The sequence below is a fragment of the Nocardiopsis sp. NPDC055824 genome (genome assembly GCF_053616335.1).
This window is the reverse complement of record NZ_JBSHDN010000004.1, coordinates 73467-87263: the sequence shown is the minus strand read 5'-3', so window position 1 is coordinate 87263 and position 13797 is coordinate 73467. Positions and strand designations below refer to the sequence as shown.

Here is a 13797-nt window from a genome sequence, read left to right as displayed (position 1 = left end):
CCTCCGAGCAACACCAAGGATAATCAACAGATGGCGAAGTGCACTATCAGGTACTGGGCAGCGGCCAAGGAAGCGGCCGGAACAGCGCAGGAGGACGTGGAGGCGGACACTCTGGCCGAAGCGCTCGAAGCGGCGTGTCGTCTGCACCCCGACGACCGCTTCCTGCGCGTACTCGGGGCTTCGTCGCTCCTGGTGGACGAGCGGCCCGTGGGAGCGCGGCCCCATGGCGCGGTCGCGGTCGCCGACGGGACTGTGATCGAGGTCCTACCGCCCTTCGCCGGCGGCTGAGATGTTCCGGAATCAGACGCAATCAGGAGGAAACATGACGGAAATCCCCGAATGGGCTGGGCGTGCGCGCGTGGTGATGCTCGGCAGGGCGGGGTGCCACCTGTGCGAGGACGCGTGGCGGACCATCGGCGCCGTCGCGGACGAGGTCGGGGCGAGCCGTGCGGAGGTGGACCTCGACGGGGTGGACGAGGCCGACCGCGAGGAGTACTGGGACAAGATCCCGGTCACGTTCGTGGACGGGAGGCGCCACGACTTCTGGCGTGTCCGGGAGGACCGGCTGCGCTCGGCGCTCGGCGGCTGAAGGGCGGATTCTCCGGGGGCCGAGCGGTTTCGTCCGCGAATACCCCCGCCCGTGCCATTCCGGCTGTCCTGAATCGGTGAGCGTGCTCCCTCCTTTTTCCGAGGGTTCCCGGAGAACCCCGCGCATGGGAACTTCTGATCACGGAGTCACAGCGGGCCCCACTTTGTGCGTGCTTTCACAAGCACGTAATCTAGGTCCACAGCCCCCGTCGGGAGCACACTCGCGCGTATCCCGGGACCCGGCCGCGCACCCGCCCCCGTGCCCCGTCCGCACCGACCGCCGCTCAGGAGCGCCCGCCTGTGATCAGTCGTCCACCACGGCCCCGGGAGAGGGGTATCCCGGAGGCCACCGTCGCCCGGCTCCCCGTCTACCTGCGCGCGCTCCAGTCCCTCCAGGACCGCGGCACCCTCACCGTCTCCTCCGAGGACCTCGCCTCCGCCGCCGGCGTCAACTCCGCGAAACTCCGCAAGGACCTGTCCCACCTCGGCTCCTACGGGACCCGCGGGGTGGGCTACGAGGTCCAGTACCTCGTCTATCAGATCTCACGTGAGCTTGGTCTCACCCAGGACTGGGCCGTGGCCATCGTCGGCATCGGCAACCTCGGCCGCGCACTGGCCAACTACGGGGGTTTCGGCACCCGCGGCTTCCGCATAGCGGCCCTCCTCGACGCCGACCCCGAGATGGTCGGGCAGAGCGTGGCGTCCCTGGACGTGAGGCATATTGACAACCTGGAGGACGTCGTCCGTTCCAAGGGCGTTTCCATAGGAGTCATCACCACGCCCGCGGCCTCGGCCCAGGGCGTCGCCACCCGCTTCGTGGAGGCGGGGGTGAGCAGCATCCTCAACTTCGCGCCGGTCGTGCTCAATGTGCCGGACGGGGTCGATGTGCGTAAGGTCGACTTGTCCATCGAACTCCAGATCCTCGCCTTCCACGCGCAGCGCAGGGCGGACGGCGACGGCCGTGCCGCGGAACGGGCGGGACTGGAACTGACATGAGACGGGTACCGGCCGGAGAAGCCGGTCGGAGCGGTGGGCGAAGAGCGAGCGTGCGCCGCGTTCCGGGGGGCTGGCCACGGGGGCCGGCCGACGTGCCGGAGCATAGAGAGACGCTGTGTCGTGCCTGCATAGGAGAATGCGGATGAGTGTCCTGGCCGTGGGGTTGAGCCACCGGAGTTCGCCGGTGGCGCTGCTCGAACGCGTCGCGCTGAACGGGGAGGCGCGCACCAAGGCGGTCGGGGAGATGGTCGGCTCCGACTCCGTCAACGAGGTCATGGTGGTCTCCACCTGCAACCGGACGGAGGTCTACGCCGACGTCGAGGCCTTCCACGGCGGAGTGGCGGCCATCACCGAACTCCTCTCCTGGCACAGCGGGGTGCCGCTCGGGGAACTCTCCGAACACCTCTACGTGCACTACGAGGACCGCGCCGTCCAGCACCTGTTCTCGGTCACGTGCGGCCTGGACTCCATGGTCGTCGGCGAGGGCCAGATCCTCGGACAGGTGCGCGACGCCCTCAAGGAGGGACAGGACACCGGTTCCGTCGGCCGCGTCCTCAACGACCTCGGCCAGAGGGCCCTGCGGGTGGGCAAGCGCGCCCACACCGAGACCCACCTCGACCACGCGGGCGCCGACATGGTCAGCTTCGGCCTCACCGTCGCCGCCCGCGACCTGGGCCTGGGCCCGACCGGAGCGGACGAGACCACCGCCGACCGGACGGTCCCCGCCGTGGGCGCGGTCCCGCCCGTGGGCTGCCCCATGTCCGCGTCGGCCGGCGACACCGGCGACGGGCCCGGGCTCGCCCGGCCCTCCCGCGGGCCCCTCTCCGGCCTGCGCGTCCTGGTCCTCGGCGCGGGGTCCATGAGCGCGCTGTCGGCCAACACCGTCTCCCGCCAGGGCGCCGCGACCGTCGTCGTCGCCAACCGCACGCCCGAGCGCGCCGCCCGGCTCGCCGAGTGCCTCACCGAGGCCTACGACACCGTCCGCTCCCGGTCCGTCCCCTTCGCGGACGCCGCAGGGGTCCTCGCCGACGTCGACCTCGTCATCTCCTGCACCGGGGCCCAGGGCCTGGTCCTGACCGCCGACGCCGTCGCCGAGGCCACGGCCGGCCGCACCCGGCCCCTGGTCTTCCTCGACCTCGCGCTGCCCCGCGACATCGACCCCGCCGTGCGCGACCTGCCCGGTGTGCGCCTCGTCGACATCGAGGACCTGCGCCTGGCCGCGGCCACCGGCTCCGCCGGCGGGGGCGGCGACCGCTCCAGCGCCCTCACCCTCGTACGCGGGATCGTCGACGAGGAGGTCACCGAGTTCCGCACGGTCCGCCGCGCGAACCAGGTCACCCCCACCGTCGTCGCCCTGCGCTCCCAGGCCAGGGACGTCGTCGAGGCGGAGCTGTCCAGACTCCACGGCCGCCTGCCCGACGACATCGACGACCGCACGCGGGAGGAGATCACCCGCGCGATGCGCCGGGTCGCCGACAAGCTCCTCCACCGGCCCACCGTGCGCGTCAAGGAACTGGCCGCCGCGCCGGACGGCGAGTCCTACGAGGCGGCCCTGCGGCAACTCTTCGACCTCGACCCCAAGACCCCGGAGGCGCTGACCGCCTCCGGCGGTCCCAGCACCGCGGCGCGGTCCGCACAGGAGAAGGCATGACCGGCACTCCCGCCAAACTCGGCACGCGTCGCAGCACCATGGCGACCAGCCAGTCCCGGATGGTCGCGGACGCGATCACCGAGCGCACCGGCCAGGCCATCGAACTGGAGCTGATCACCAGCTTCGGCGACGTCACCAAGGCCCACCTGACCCAGCTCGGCGGCACCGGGGTGTTCGTCAACGCCCTGCGCGACGAACTCGTCGCGGGCACCATCGACTTCGCCGTCCACTCCCTCAAGGACCTGCCCACGGCCCCCGCCGACGGGCTCGTCCTCGCCGCCGTGCCCGAGCGCGACGACCCCCGCGACGCCCTGTGCGCCCGCGACGGGCTCGCGTTCGCCGACCTGCCCGCCGGGGCCAGGGTCGGCACCGGCTCCCCGCGCCGGGTCGCCCAGCTCGCGGCCCTCCGCCCGGACCTCACCTACCTGCCCATCCGAGGAAACGCCGAGACGCGCCTGGGCAAGGTCGCCTCCGGCGAGCTCGACGCGGTCGTCCTCGCCTACGCCGGCCTCGGCCGCGTCGGCCGGATGGACGACGTCACCGACGTCTTCGAGCCGGAGCAGATGCTGCCCGCTCCCGGACAGGGCGCCCTCGCCGTGGAGTGCTCGGCCGAGCGCCGCGACGGCGACCTCGCCTACCTCGCCACCGTCGACCACCCCGCCACCCGCGTCGCCGTCGTCGCCGAGCGCACCGTCCTCTCCGAGCTGGAGGCCGGGTGCGCCGCCCCGGTCGGCGCCTACGCCGAGTACGACGCCGGGACGGGGAGCCTGCGCCTGCGCGCGGCCGTCGTCTCCACCGACGGCACCGCCTCCGTGCGCGGCGAGCGCACCGCCGACCTCGCCTCGACCGGTGACCTGGCCGCCGCCACCGCGCTCGGCCGCGACCTGGCACGCAGCATGATCGGTGAGGGCGCCGACCGGATCGTCGCCGAGGCCTTCGCCGAGAGGGACACACCCTGACCAGGAGTCGACGGCGGGGCGCCTCGGCCGCACCCCGCCGCACCCGCCGGCGCCCCGGAGAACTCCGCGCACGGGGACGCCGGCGACCACACAGAGGAGCCAGTACGTGAACGCCAACGCCAACTCCCAGCCGGAGGAGCCCCGCGCCGCCGCCCGGTCCGGGCACGTCGCCCTGGTCGGGACCGGTCCGGGCGGCGCCGATCTGCTGACCCTGCGCGGCGCCGAGCTGCTGAGGCGCGCCGACGTGGTCGTCACCCTGCGGGAGCCCGCCGCCGAGGAGCTGGCGGGCTTCCGCGAGGAACTCCTCTCCCACTGCTCCGATGGCGTCTCCGTCCTCCAGGCCGACGAGTGCGGCGGAGACCTCAACGCCCTCGCCGTCGCCCGCGCCCGCGAGGGGCAGCGGGTCGTGCGCCTGTACTCCGGCGACCCGTTCTTCGGCTGCCGCGGCGCCGACCTCGTCGCCGCCTGCGAGGAGGCCGGGGTCGAGGTCGAGGTCGCCCCGGGCGTCTCCGCCGTCACCTCCGTCCCCACGTTCGCGGGCCTTCCGCTGATGGGCGACGGCGTCCCCGAGGTGCGGATCCTCAACGCCCGCCCGCACGGCAAGGCCGAGGTCGACTGGAACGAGGCCGCCGCGAGCGACGCCACCCTGGTCATCATGGGCGGAGACGCCCCCGCCGAGGAGCCGCCCGAACACCGCGGCCCCGGCCTCGACGTGCTCTGCAAGACCCTCGTCGCGGGCGGCCGGCCCGCGAGCACCCCGGTCTCCGTCGTGCGCGCGGGCGGGACCACCCGGCAGACCACGGTCACCTCGACCCTGGCCCGTCTGGTCGCCGACCTGAAGGCCAAGGACGCCAAGAACCACCACGCCACCGCGCCCGCGCTCATGATCGTCGGACCCGGCGCCGCGCGCAGGCCCGAGCTGTCCTGGTACGAGGGGCGCCCGCTCTTCGGCTGGCGCGTCCTGGTGCCCCGCACCAAGGAGCAGGCCGCGGCCCTGTCCGACCAGCTGCGCGGTTACGGCGCGGTGCCGGAGGAGGTGCCGACCATCTCGGTGGAGCCGCCGCGCACCCCGCAGCAGATGGAGCGCGCCGTCCGCGGGCTGGTCACCGGCCGCTACCAGTGGGTGGCGTTCACCTCCGTCAACGCGGTCAGGGCGATCCGCGAGCGCCTGGAGTCCTACGGCCTCGACGCGCGCGCGTTCGCCGGGGTCAAGGTCGCCGTCGTCGGGGAGGCCACCGCCGACGCTGTGCGCGAGTTCGGCATCCAGCCCGACCTGACACCGCCGGAGGACGCCCAGTCCAGCGCCGGCCTGGTGTCGGTGTGGCCGCCCTACGACGACGAGATCGACCCGATCGAGCGGGTCCTGCTGCCCCGCGCCGACATCGCCACCGACACCCTCGTCGCGGGCCTGACCGACCTCGGCTGGGAGACCGACGACGTCACCGCCTACCGCACGGTGCGCGCCGCCCCCCCGCCCGCGCCCGTCCGGGAGGCGATCAAGGGCGGTGGTTTCGACGCGGTCATGTTCACGTCCTCCTCCACGGTGCGCAACCTGGTGGGGATCGCGGGCAAGCCGCACAACACCACCGTCATCGCGGTGATCGGCCCGGAGACGGAGCGGACCGCCGTCGAGTTCGGCCTGCGCGTCGACGTGGTGGCTCCCAAAGCCTCGGTTTCGGCCCTCGCCCGGGCCCTCTCGGAGTACGGTGCCGCCAGGAGCCGCGAAGCCGTCGAGTCCGGCAAGCCCGTCCTCAAGCCCAGCCAGAAGCGCCGCGGACGCCGACGCAAACTGTAGACCGCCCACGCGGTCGGACGCCGTGCAGGCCGGTGCCCCCGGCCGCAGGGGGTGCCGAACCGACGGTGTCCACGGTCCGCCCCGCACGCGCGGGGCCCCGGGAGGCCGGGCCCAGACCACACGTCCACCCCGCGAACCCACGTACGGGAGCCCGCAATGACCGCATCCGGAAACGACGCCGCCTTCCCCGCCGCCCGTCCCCGCCGCCTGCGCCGTGGACCGGCGCTGCGTCGCCTGGTCGCCGAGACCCGGGTGCTCCCGCGCAACCTGGTCCTGCCGATGTTCGTCAAGGAGGGGATCACCGAACCCGTGGCGATCTCCTCGATGCCCGGCCAGGTGCAGCACACGCGCGACAGCCTGCGCAAGGCCGCCCACGAGGCCGCCGCCGCCGGGGTCGGCGGCCTCATGCTGTTCGGCATCCCCGCGCACAAGGACGAGCGAGGCTCGGGCGCCGACGACCCCGACGGGATCGTCCAGGCGGCCCTGCGCGACCTCGCGGCCGAGGTCGGCGACGACCTCGTGGTCATGGCCGACCTGTGCCTGTGCGAGTACACCTCGCACGGCCACTGCGGGCCGCTGGAGACCGGCGGGCACGTCGACAACGACCTCACCCTGGAGCGCTACGCGTCCGTCGCCGCCGCACAGGCGGAGGCGGGGGCGGCCGTCGTGGCGCCCAGCGGCATGATGGACGGCCAGGTCGCGGCCATCCGCGCCGGGCTGGACCGCGCGGGGTTCGGGCAGGTGCCGATCCTGGCCTACGCCGCCAAGTACGCGTCGTCCTTCTACGGCCCCTTCCGTGAGGCCGCCGAGGGCGCCCCGCAGTTCGGCGACCGCTCCGGCTACCAGCAGGACCCCGCCAACGTCCGCGAGGCCCTGCGCGAGGTCGCCCTCGACGTCGCGGAGGGCGCCGACATGGTCATGGTCAAACCCGGCCTGGCCTACCTCGACATCGTCGCCAAGGTGGCGGAGGCGTCCCCGGTACCCGTGTCGGCCTACCAGGTCAGCGGTGAGTACGCGATGATCGAGGCGGCGGCGGAGCGCGGCTGGATCGACCGCGAGCGGGCCATCGTGGAGACCCTGACCTCGTACCGGCGGGCGGGGGCCGAGCAGGTCCTCACGTACTGGGCCACCGAGGCGGCACTCCTGCTGCGGTAGCGCGACCAGGCCTTTCGCCCCGGTCGCGGTCGCCGGGCGCGGGGCCCCGGACCGAGGCCGCGCCTGAGCCGAGCACGACCACCGGGGAGGCCCCATGGCCGACGTACTGTACCGACGTAGGCGCCGACATGCGACGGACAGCATGCTCGACGCGGCCCTGCGCTACGCGCGGCTGGGCTGGCCGGTCGCGCGCGGCGCCGCGCCGGGCGAGGACCGCGCGTGCAGCTGCGACCGGATGGGCTGTCCGGACCCGGCGGCGCACCCGGTCACGATGGCCTGGGGGGTGGAGGCCAGCACCGACGCCGCCACCCTCCGGCGCTGGTGGACGGCCACCCCGGACGCCAACGTCATCCTGCCGACCGGCCGGGTCTTCGACGTGTTCGACGTCCCGCGCGAGGCGGGCGTGATGGCCCTGGCACGGATGGGCCGCTCGGGCGTCCCGGCCGGGCCGGTCGCGGCGGTCGACTCCTCCCGCTACCTGTTCTTCGTGGCCACGCGCTCCCCGGTCGACGAGGACGAGTGGTGGTCCTGCCACCTGGACTGCGTGCCCGAGGACGTCGAGGAGATGCCGGGCCTGCGCTGGCACTGCCGGGACAGCTTCGTCCTCGGCGCGCCGTCCCTGCTGCCCTCGGGCAGCCGGGTCACCTGGATCCGCACACCGCTCGACGCGGGCGAACCGGTCCCGCTCCCCGACCCGATCGCGGTGCTCGGCATCCTCGCCGACGCCAGCGCCGAGTTCTCGGGCTGACGCACGCGGCCCGGCACCGACACGGCGGCCCGGGGCACGGGGCCCCGGGCCGTGGCGCCCCGCCGTCCCGGGGCGGCGGGATCAGGCCCCTCCGCGCTCGCGCACCCACAGCGCCAGCCGCGTCCGGTCGCGCAGGCCGAGCTTGCGCAGGATGCTGGTGACGTGGTTCTTCGCGGTCCCCTCCGTGATGAACAGGGTCCGCGCGATCTCCCGGTTGGTGGCCCCGGTCCCCACCAGCCTCGCCACCTCCTCCTCGCGCTCCGACAGCGGGGACGCGGCGGGCGCGGCGGACCCGGTGGCGGGCCCCGCCCAGGGGGCCCGGGCCGGGTCCAGGGCGGCGACGAGCCGCTGGGCGGCGGGCCCGCCCAGGACGGTCTCCCCCCGTGAGGCGCGGCGCAGCGCCGAGACCAGCTCCTCCGGCGGAACGTCCTTGAGCAGGTAGCCGCGGGCCCCGGCGCGCAGACCGCCGAAGATCAGCTCGTCGTCGTCGAACGTGGTCAGCACGACGGCCGGAACGCCCGGGTACTCCTCGCGCATGCGGCCGATGAGGGTCACCCCGTCCATGAGGGGCATGCGGGCGTCCACGAGGGCCACGTCGGGGAGGGGGACGGCCGAGGACAGGAACTCCAGGGCCTCGACCCCGTTCGCCGCCTCGCCGACCACGTCGATGCCCTCCTCGATCTCCAGCAGCTTGCGCAGGCCCTGCCTCAGCAGGATCTGGTCGTCGACGATCAGAACCGAGACGGTGGTCACGCGGTGCCTCCAGCGGTGGTCGGAACGGTCTCCCGTTCGGTGCGCAGCGCGGGGACGGACACCCGGAGCCGGAAGCCCTGCCGCCGCGTCCCCGTGTCCTTCCCCGCGCCCTCCCGGAGCGGGTCCCCGGCCCGGCCGCCCCCGGTATCCTGCTCCGTGCCAGGGGCGCGGGCCCCGCCCCCGTCGCCGGCCTCCAACGCGCCCCCGACCGAGGCCACCCGCTCCGCCAGCCCGCGCAGGCCGAACCCGCCGAGCGCCGCCCCCTGCGGAGCCCCGGCGCCGTTGTCGGCCACCGTGACCGCCACCCCGGCGGGGTCCGCCGCGACCTCCACCTCCACCAGGTCCGCGCCCGAGTGGCGCATCGCGTTGGTCAGGCCCTCCTGGAGGGCGCGGTAGCAGACCAGCTCGGCCTCCTCCGACAGCTCCGGCCAGTCGCCGGCGTCGGTGAAGGCGATGCGGATGCCCCCGCCGTCGAACGAGTCCGCCATCGCGCGCATGGCGGCCACCCCCGCGCGCCCCTCCAGCCGCAGCGGTCGCAGCGCGCGCACCCACCTGCGCGTGTCGGTGAGGGCCTCGCCCGCCAGCTCCCTGGCCTGTTCCACCTCGCCCCAGGCCCGGTCGGGACGGGCGGTGCGGAAGCGCAGCGCGTTGGACAGGGACATGGCGAGCGCGGTCAGGTAGTGGCCGGTGCTGTCGTGCATCTCCCGGGACATGCGCGCGCGCTCCTCGGCCACGGTCAGCTCCCGTACCCGGGCGGCGCGCAGGCGCAGGTCCTCGTGGGCCTCCTCCAGCTCGGCGAGGAGGGCCGTGGTGCGCTCGGCGCGCTCCCCGGCGACGACGAGCCCCACGAAGGCCATGCCCGACACGGCCACGATGAAGAGGAGGCTCGTCCCCATCACCAGCCCTGCCCAGAGCGGCACCACCCCGGGCAGGAAGAGGGCGAGCACCACGCTGAGCGCGAAGACGGAGGCTCCGTAGCCGACCCCGCCGAGGAGGCCGAACACGGCCACCGCGTTCATCGTCCCCACGCAGACCAGCAGGAACATCGTGTAGTTGTTCGTGATCAGGCACAGCACGGTCAGCACCAGGAAGACCACGCTGGCCGCCCGCCGCAGCGGAGGGGAGTCCGCGGACCAGGCGAGGAACGGCCACAGCGCGCACGAGGCGACCGCCGCGCCGAAGCTGGCGAACACCATGGCCCTCAGCGCGGGCGGCTCGTCCGCCAGGCCCATGTCGAACACGAGGCCCATGGTCTGGAGCACGAGCGCGATCCCCGTCGCACCCCAGAACAGCAGCTGCAGCATGCGCGGCGGGCGGTCCCTGTACAGGGTGACCCAGGCCGACAGGTCGGGGAGCGAACCGGACGTGTTCATCCCACGAGCGTAGCCACGCCCCGACGGTGGGCGGAGTGGCCCGGGGTCATGTCCGGAGCACGTTCCGGCCATGACCTCCGGCATGCCCCGGACGCGGAGAACGCCATGACCGCACCGTGCCGCACGGTCGATGCGGCCGTTCCGCGCCTTTCCCTAATGTTCTCCGTGAAAGGCAGGCGGCGGAGGGGAAAAGCGCGGGAGAACGGCCTCGGCGAACACGGGAAAGTCCCCTCCCCCTCGGTGGACACCGCCTTTCCGGCGGACGGGACCTCGCGGTACGCCGGCGCGCCGACCGTGCCGGATCCGCCGCTGACCTCACCCGACGCCCCGACCGTCCCCGCAGCGCGGACGGGGGTCGCGGGCGCCGCCGCGCTCCGCACCCGATTCCGACCCGACCCCGAAAGGACACACGGACGCCGATGAACGGCACGCCTGTGATCACCACCGAGAAACTCACCAGAGACTACGGAAACGGCGCGGGAGTCTTCGACGTCGACCTCTCCGTTCCGCGCGGAACCGTTTTCGGACTCGTCGGCCCCAACGGGGCCGGAAAGACCACGCTCCTCTCCGTCCTCGCCGGGCTCAGGAGGGCGGGGAGCGGGAACGTGCGCGTGGACACCGCGGGCGGACGGGTCCTGCTCTGCCCCGACGTCCCGGACTTCGAGCCCTGGCTCACCGCCGCCGAGGTCGTCGTCCTCAGCGCCGAGGCCGCCGGGGTCCCGGTCACCCCGGAGGACGCGGCCCTCGCCCTGGAGCGGGTCGGCCTCACGGAGGCCGCGCACCGCCGCAACGCCCGCTTCTCCCGGGGCATGCGGCAGCGGCTGGGCCTCGCCGCCGCACTGGTCTGCCGGCCCGAGGTGCTCATCCTGGACGAGCCCGCCTCCGGGCTGGACCCGCGGGGGCGGGTGGACGTGCTCGCCCTCATCCGCTCCCTCCGCGAGCACTGCACGGTCATCCTGGCCAGCCACCTGCTCGGCGACGTGCAGAGGGTGTGCGACGACGTCGCCGTCCTGGTCCGGGGGCGGGTGGTCTACCAGGGGCCCGTCGCCGACATCGCCGACCGCGGACGCCCCAGCGCCTGGCACGTGCGGGTCCGCGGCACGGCCCGGGAGGTCGTGGAGCTCCTCTCCGCCGAACCGTGGGTGACCCGGGCGACCCCCGTCGAGGCCGAACCCGACCTCGTCTTCGTCGAGGCCGTCGCCGCCGAGCACGGGGAGACCGGCATCCCGCGCACGCTCGTGGAGCACGGCGTCCCGCTGGTCTCCATGAACGGCTACGAGGCCGACCTGGAGTCGGCCTTCCTCTCCCTCACCTCGACGGACGCCACCGACGGGAGCACCCGATGAACACCGCGCTCTACCGCAACGAGATCCGGCGCATGACGCGCACCCACACCCTCGCCGGGCTCATGGCGTTCTTCGTCTTCTTCGGGGCGGCCTCGCCGGTCCTGGTGTTCCTCCTGCCCGACCTGCTGGCGGCCATGGAGGGTGTGGAGGGGGTCCAGACCGGCATGGCGGACCTCATGCCGGAGGCCACCCCGGTCGCCGCGCTCGGCTCCTACGTGGAGAACGCGCAGATCCTCGGCGTGCTGTTCGTGCTCCTGGTGGCCGCGGGCGCCCTGGCGCTGGACGGCAGCGTCGGCCGCTCGACGTTCTACCGGGTCCGGGTCCCCGGTCCCGCCGCGCTGGTGCTGCCGCGCTTCGCGGTCCCCGCGATGGCCGCCGTCGCCGCGTACACGGCCGGCGCCGTGGCCGCCTGGGCGACCACGCTGCTGCTGATCGGGGAGCTCCCCCTCGGGGCCACCCTCGCGGGCGCGCTGTTCACGGGGCTGTTCCTGGTGTTCGCCGTCGCGGTGACGGCGCTGGTCGCCGGTCGGGCCGGCGGCCTCCTGCCCACGGTCGGGTTCTCCGTGGCCGCACTGGTCCTGCTCGTCCTGCTGGGCCAGCTGCCGGTGGTGGGGGAGTGGTCGCCCACCACCCTCTTCGCCGCGCAGGCCGCCCTGCCCGACGGTGCGCCGGTCACCGACTTCCTGCCCGCCGCGGTCAGCACCCTCGTGGGGACCGCCGCCCTCCTCGCGCTGGCCGTGCGCGGGTTCGGCGCCCGGGAGGTCTGAGGGGAGGGGCGCCGGGAGAAACCGGCGGAGGGGGTCATCGGACGGACCCCCTCCGTCGGCGTCCTGTTGGGCCCGGGGGCGTCCTAGATCTCCGTGGCGTTCACCACGATCCCGTCCTCGTCGCTGTAGAGCCACTCGCCCGGGACGAACACGACGTCGCCGAAGGCCACCGGCACGTCGAGGCGCCCCGCGCCGTCCTTCGCGGACTTGCGGGGGTTGGATCCCAGGGCCTTGACCCCCAGGTCGAGACCGCCGAGGGCCCTGGTGTCGCGCACCGCGCCGAGGATGACGACGCCGGCCCACGCGTTCTCCACGGCCGCCGCGGCGATCATGTCGCCCATCAGTGCGGACCGGAGCGAGCCGCCGCCGTCCACGACCAGTACCGCCCCCTCACCAGGGGTGTCGAGGACCTGCTTGACCAGGCCGTTGTCCTCGTGGCACTTGACGGTGCGGATGCGGCCCGAGAAGACCGCCCGCCCGCCGTACCGGCGGAACTGCGTGGAACAGCTGCGCAGGGTGTCGCCGTGGTCGTCGACGAGGTCCGCGGTGGAGAAGTCGGGGGTCATGTCGGCTCCGGTTCGGGTCGTGGGCGGGCACCGTCGAAGCTACCCGCCGGCGCCCGGAGTTCTTTCGTCGGTCCGGAACGTCTCTTTCGTCTGTGGGGCCGCCTCTCCGGCCCTGAACGGTCGAAGTTGATGACAGGATAAGGACCTTCCCGTCATCACCTCGTGGGAGTCCCGTCACCCGCCGACCGGACGTCGCCCGGCCCTTCCCCCTGCTCGCGCGCGACCCTCCCCGTACGACTTCTTCTGGAGAGAGATGGTCTCCGAGATCTTCGCCGTCAGTGCCGCCTGGTCCCGGGCCGTGATCGAGTTCACCGCCGGCCTCGACCCCTGGGTCCAGCAGGCCGCCTACCTGGGCACCGACCTCTTCCTCGGCGTGTTCGCGGTGCTCTTCCTCGCCGCCTGGTGGCGCGCCAGGTCCCACAGCTCCCGCGCGGTCGGCCTGGCGCTGTTCGCCCCCGTCGCCACCGTCGTCGCCTACGCCGTCAGCCGCACCGTCAAGTCGTTCTTCGAGCAGCTGCGGCCCTGCCAGGCCATGACCGACCTGACCACCATCGCCACCTGCGACCCCATCGGCGACTGGTCGTTCCCCAGCAACCACGCCGCCATCGCCGGCGCCGCCGCCGCGGCCGTCGTCGTCGCCTGGCGCCGCTTCGCCGTCGTCGCCGTGGTGTTCGCCGTCCTCGAGGCCTTCTCCCGGGTCTTCGTCGGCGCCCACTACCCCCACGACGTCACCGTCGGCCTGCTCGTCGGAGCCGCCGTCGCCACCCTCGCCTCCCTCGCCATGGCCCGCCCGATGACCGCGGTCGTCGACCGCATCGCCGCCACCGAGCGCCTCCGCCCCCTCGTCCGGGCCGAGGGCGCCGAAGCGCCCGCGGAGCCGGCGTCCGGCAACACCTACGCGCGCTCCTGACCCTTCCTCACCGTGCCCCGTCCCGCCCCGGGACGGGGCACACGTGTGCCCGGGGTCCGGGCCAGGGGCGGAGAACCCCTGGGGGCGGACGGCGCCCGGCCCCCGAAGCGGGGGAGCCGCGCCCGTCGACGGGGTCCATGTTCGCGGCCACGGGGTCGTGGCATGCTTGGCGTGTGTGGGTATTCCACGC

14 protein-coding genes are annotated in these 13797 nt (G+C 74.0%); 11 read left to right on the top strand and 3 right to left on the bottom strand.

Annotation, left to right across the window (positions count from 1 at the left end):
* The first annotated feature begins 30 nt into the window (after positions 1-30).
* From ACWGL3_RS02415 to ACWGL3_RS02380, 8 genes are all read left to right on the top strand, one after another.
* Complete coding sequence (locus ACWGL3_RS02415; RefSeq protein ID WP_267947759.1) at positions 31-288, top strand: MoaD/ThiS family protein; 258 nt, start codon at positions 31-33, stop codon at positions 286-288.
* A gap of 34 nt (positions 289-322) precedes the next feature.
* On the top strand, positions 323-589 hold the full coding sequence (locus ACWGL3_RS02410) for a glutaredoxin family protein (protein WP_267947760.1): 267 nt from the start codon (positions 323-325) through the stop codon (positions 587-589).
* Between the two features lie 299 nt (positions 590-888).
* Complete coding sequence (locus tag ACWGL3_RS02405) at positions 889-1584, top strand: redox-sensing transcriptional repressor Rex (protein WP_267947761.1); 696 nt, start codon at positions 889-891, stop codon at positions 1582-1584.
* A 142-nt stretch (positions 1585-1726) separates the two neighbouring features.
* Entirely contained in the window at positions 1727-3235 is a 1509-nt protein-coding gene (locus ACWGL3_RS02400) for a glutamyl-tRNA reductase (protein WP_267947762.1), read from the top strand.
* Positions 3232-4194, top strand: coding sequence for a hydroxymethylbilane synthase (gene hemC, locus ACWGL3_RS02395; protein WP_267947763.1), 963 nt, complete (start codon positions 3232-3234; stop codon positions 4192-4194). Before ACWGL3_RS02400 ends, hemC begins: the two co-directional genes overlap by 4 nt.
* Positions 4195-4300: 106 nt before the next feature.
* Positions 4301-5989, top strand: a complete 1689-nt coding sequence (locus tag ACWGL3_RS02390) for a bifunctional uroporphyrinogen-III C-methyltransferase/uroporphyrinogen-III synthase (RefSeq protein ID WP_267947764.1) — start codon at positions 4301-4303, stop codon at positions 5987-5989.
* 156 nt (positions 5990-6145) lie between these two features.
* Positions 6146-7144, top strand: a complete 999-nt coding sequence (hemB, locus tag ACWGL3_RS02385) for a porphobilinogen synthase (RefSeq protein ID WP_267947765.1) — start codon at positions 6146-6148, stop codon at positions 7142-7144.
* Positions 7145-7238: 94 nt separating this feature from the next.
* Positions 7239-7892 carry a bifunctional DNA primase/polymerase gene (locus ACWGL3_RS02380; protein WP_267947766.1) on the top strand — a complete coding sequence of 218 codons (654 nt, stop codon included), beginning with the start codon at positions 7239-7241 and terminating at the stop codon, positions 7890-7892.
* An 81-nt stretch (positions 7893-7973) separates the two neighbouring features.
* On the opposite strand, the gene ACWGL3_RS02375 is transcribed toward ACWGL3_RS02380, so the two are convergent.
* Positions 7974-8645: a response regulator gene (locus ACWGL3_RS02375; protein ID WP_267947767.1), complete on the bottom strand. Its 672-nt coding sequence runs from the start codon at positions 8643-8645 to the stop codon at positions 7974-7976.
* Positions 8642-10018: a sensor histidine kinase gene (locus ACWGL3_RS02370; RefSeq protein ID WP_267947768.1), complete on the bottom strand. Its 1377-nt coding sequence runs from the start codon at positions 10016-10018 to the stop codon at positions 8642-8644. Before ACWGL3_RS02370 ends, ACWGL3_RS02375 begins: the two co-directional genes overlap by 4 nt.
* 419 nt (positions 10019-10437) lie before the next feature.
* Between ACWGL3_RS02370 and ACWGL3_RS02365 the strand changes: the two genes are divergently transcribed.
* Positions 10438-11364: an ABC transporter ATP-binding protein gene (locus ACWGL3_RS02365; protein WP_267947769.1), complete on the top strand. Its 927-nt coding sequence runs from the start codon at positions 10438-10440 to the stop codon at positions 11362-11364.
* Entirely contained in the window at positions 11361-12131 is a 771-nt protein-coding gene (locus ACWGL3_RS02360) for an ABC transporter (protein WP_267947770.1), read from the top strand. Before ACWGL3_RS02365 ends, ACWGL3_RS02360 begins: the two co-directional genes overlap by 4 nt.
* Before the next feature lie 83 nt (positions 12132-12214).
* Here the strand turns inward: ACWGL3_RS02360 and rraA are convergent, their stop codons facing one another.
* Positions 12215-12697, bottom strand: a complete 483-nt coding sequence (gene rraA / locus ACWGL3_RS02355) for a ribonuclease E activity regulator RraA (RefSeq protein ID WP_267947771.1) — start codon at positions 12695-12697, stop codon at positions 12215-12217.
* Positions 12698-12950: 253 nt separating this feature from the next.
* Between rraA and ACWGL3_RS02350 the strand changes: the two genes are divergently transcribed.
* Positions 12951-13607, top strand: coding sequence for a phosphatase PAP2 family protein (locus tag ACWGL3_RS02350; protein WP_267947772.1), 657 nt, complete (start codon positions 12951-12953; stop codon positions 13605-13607).
* The last annotated feature ends 190 nt before the right edge of the window (positions 13608-13797 follow it).

Coding starts and splice junctions, on each gene's coding strand:
- ACWGL3_RS02415 (WP_267947759.1), top strand. CDS start 31: ATGGCGAAGTGCACTATCAGGTACTGGGCAGCGGCCAAGGAAGCGGCC.
- ACWGL3_RS02410 (WP_267947760.1), top strand. CDS start 323: ATGACGGAAATCCCCGAATGGGCTGGGCGTGCGCGCGTGGTGATGCTC.
- ACWGL3_RS02400 (WP_267947762.1), top strand. CDS start 1,727: ATGAGTGTCCTGGCCGTGGGGTTGAGCCACCGGAGTTCGCCGGTGGCG.
- hemC (WP_267947763.1), top strand. CDS start 3,232: ATGACCGGCACTCCCGCCAAACTCGGCACGCGTCGCAGCACCATGGCG.
- hemB (WP_267947765.1), top strand. CDS start 6,146: ATGACCGCATCCGGAAACGACGCCGCCTTCCCCGCCGCCCGTCCCCGC.
- ACWGL3_RS02380 (WP_267947766.1), top strand. CDS start 7,239: ATGGCCGACGTACTGTACCGACGTAGGCGCCGACATGCGACGGACAGC.
- ACWGL3_RS02370 (WP_267947768.1), bottom strand. CDS start 10,018: ATGAACACGTCCGGTTCGCTCCCCGACCTGTCGGCCTGGGTCACCCTG.
- ACWGL3_RS02365 (WP_267947769.1), top strand. CDS start 10,438: ATGAACGGCACGCCTGTGATCACCACCGAGAAACTCACCAGAGACTAC.
- ACWGL3_RS02360 (WP_267947770.1), top strand. CDS start 11,361: ATGAACACCGCGCTCTACCGCAACGAGATCCGGCGCATGACGCGCACC.
- rraA (WP_267947771.1), bottom strand. CDS start 12,697: ATGACCCCCGACTTCTCCACCGCGGACCTCGTCGACGACCACGGCGAC.
- ACWGL3_RS02350 (WP_267947772.1), top strand. CDS start 12,951: ATGGTCTCCGAGATCTTCGCCGTCAGTGCCGCCTGGTCCCGGGCCGTG.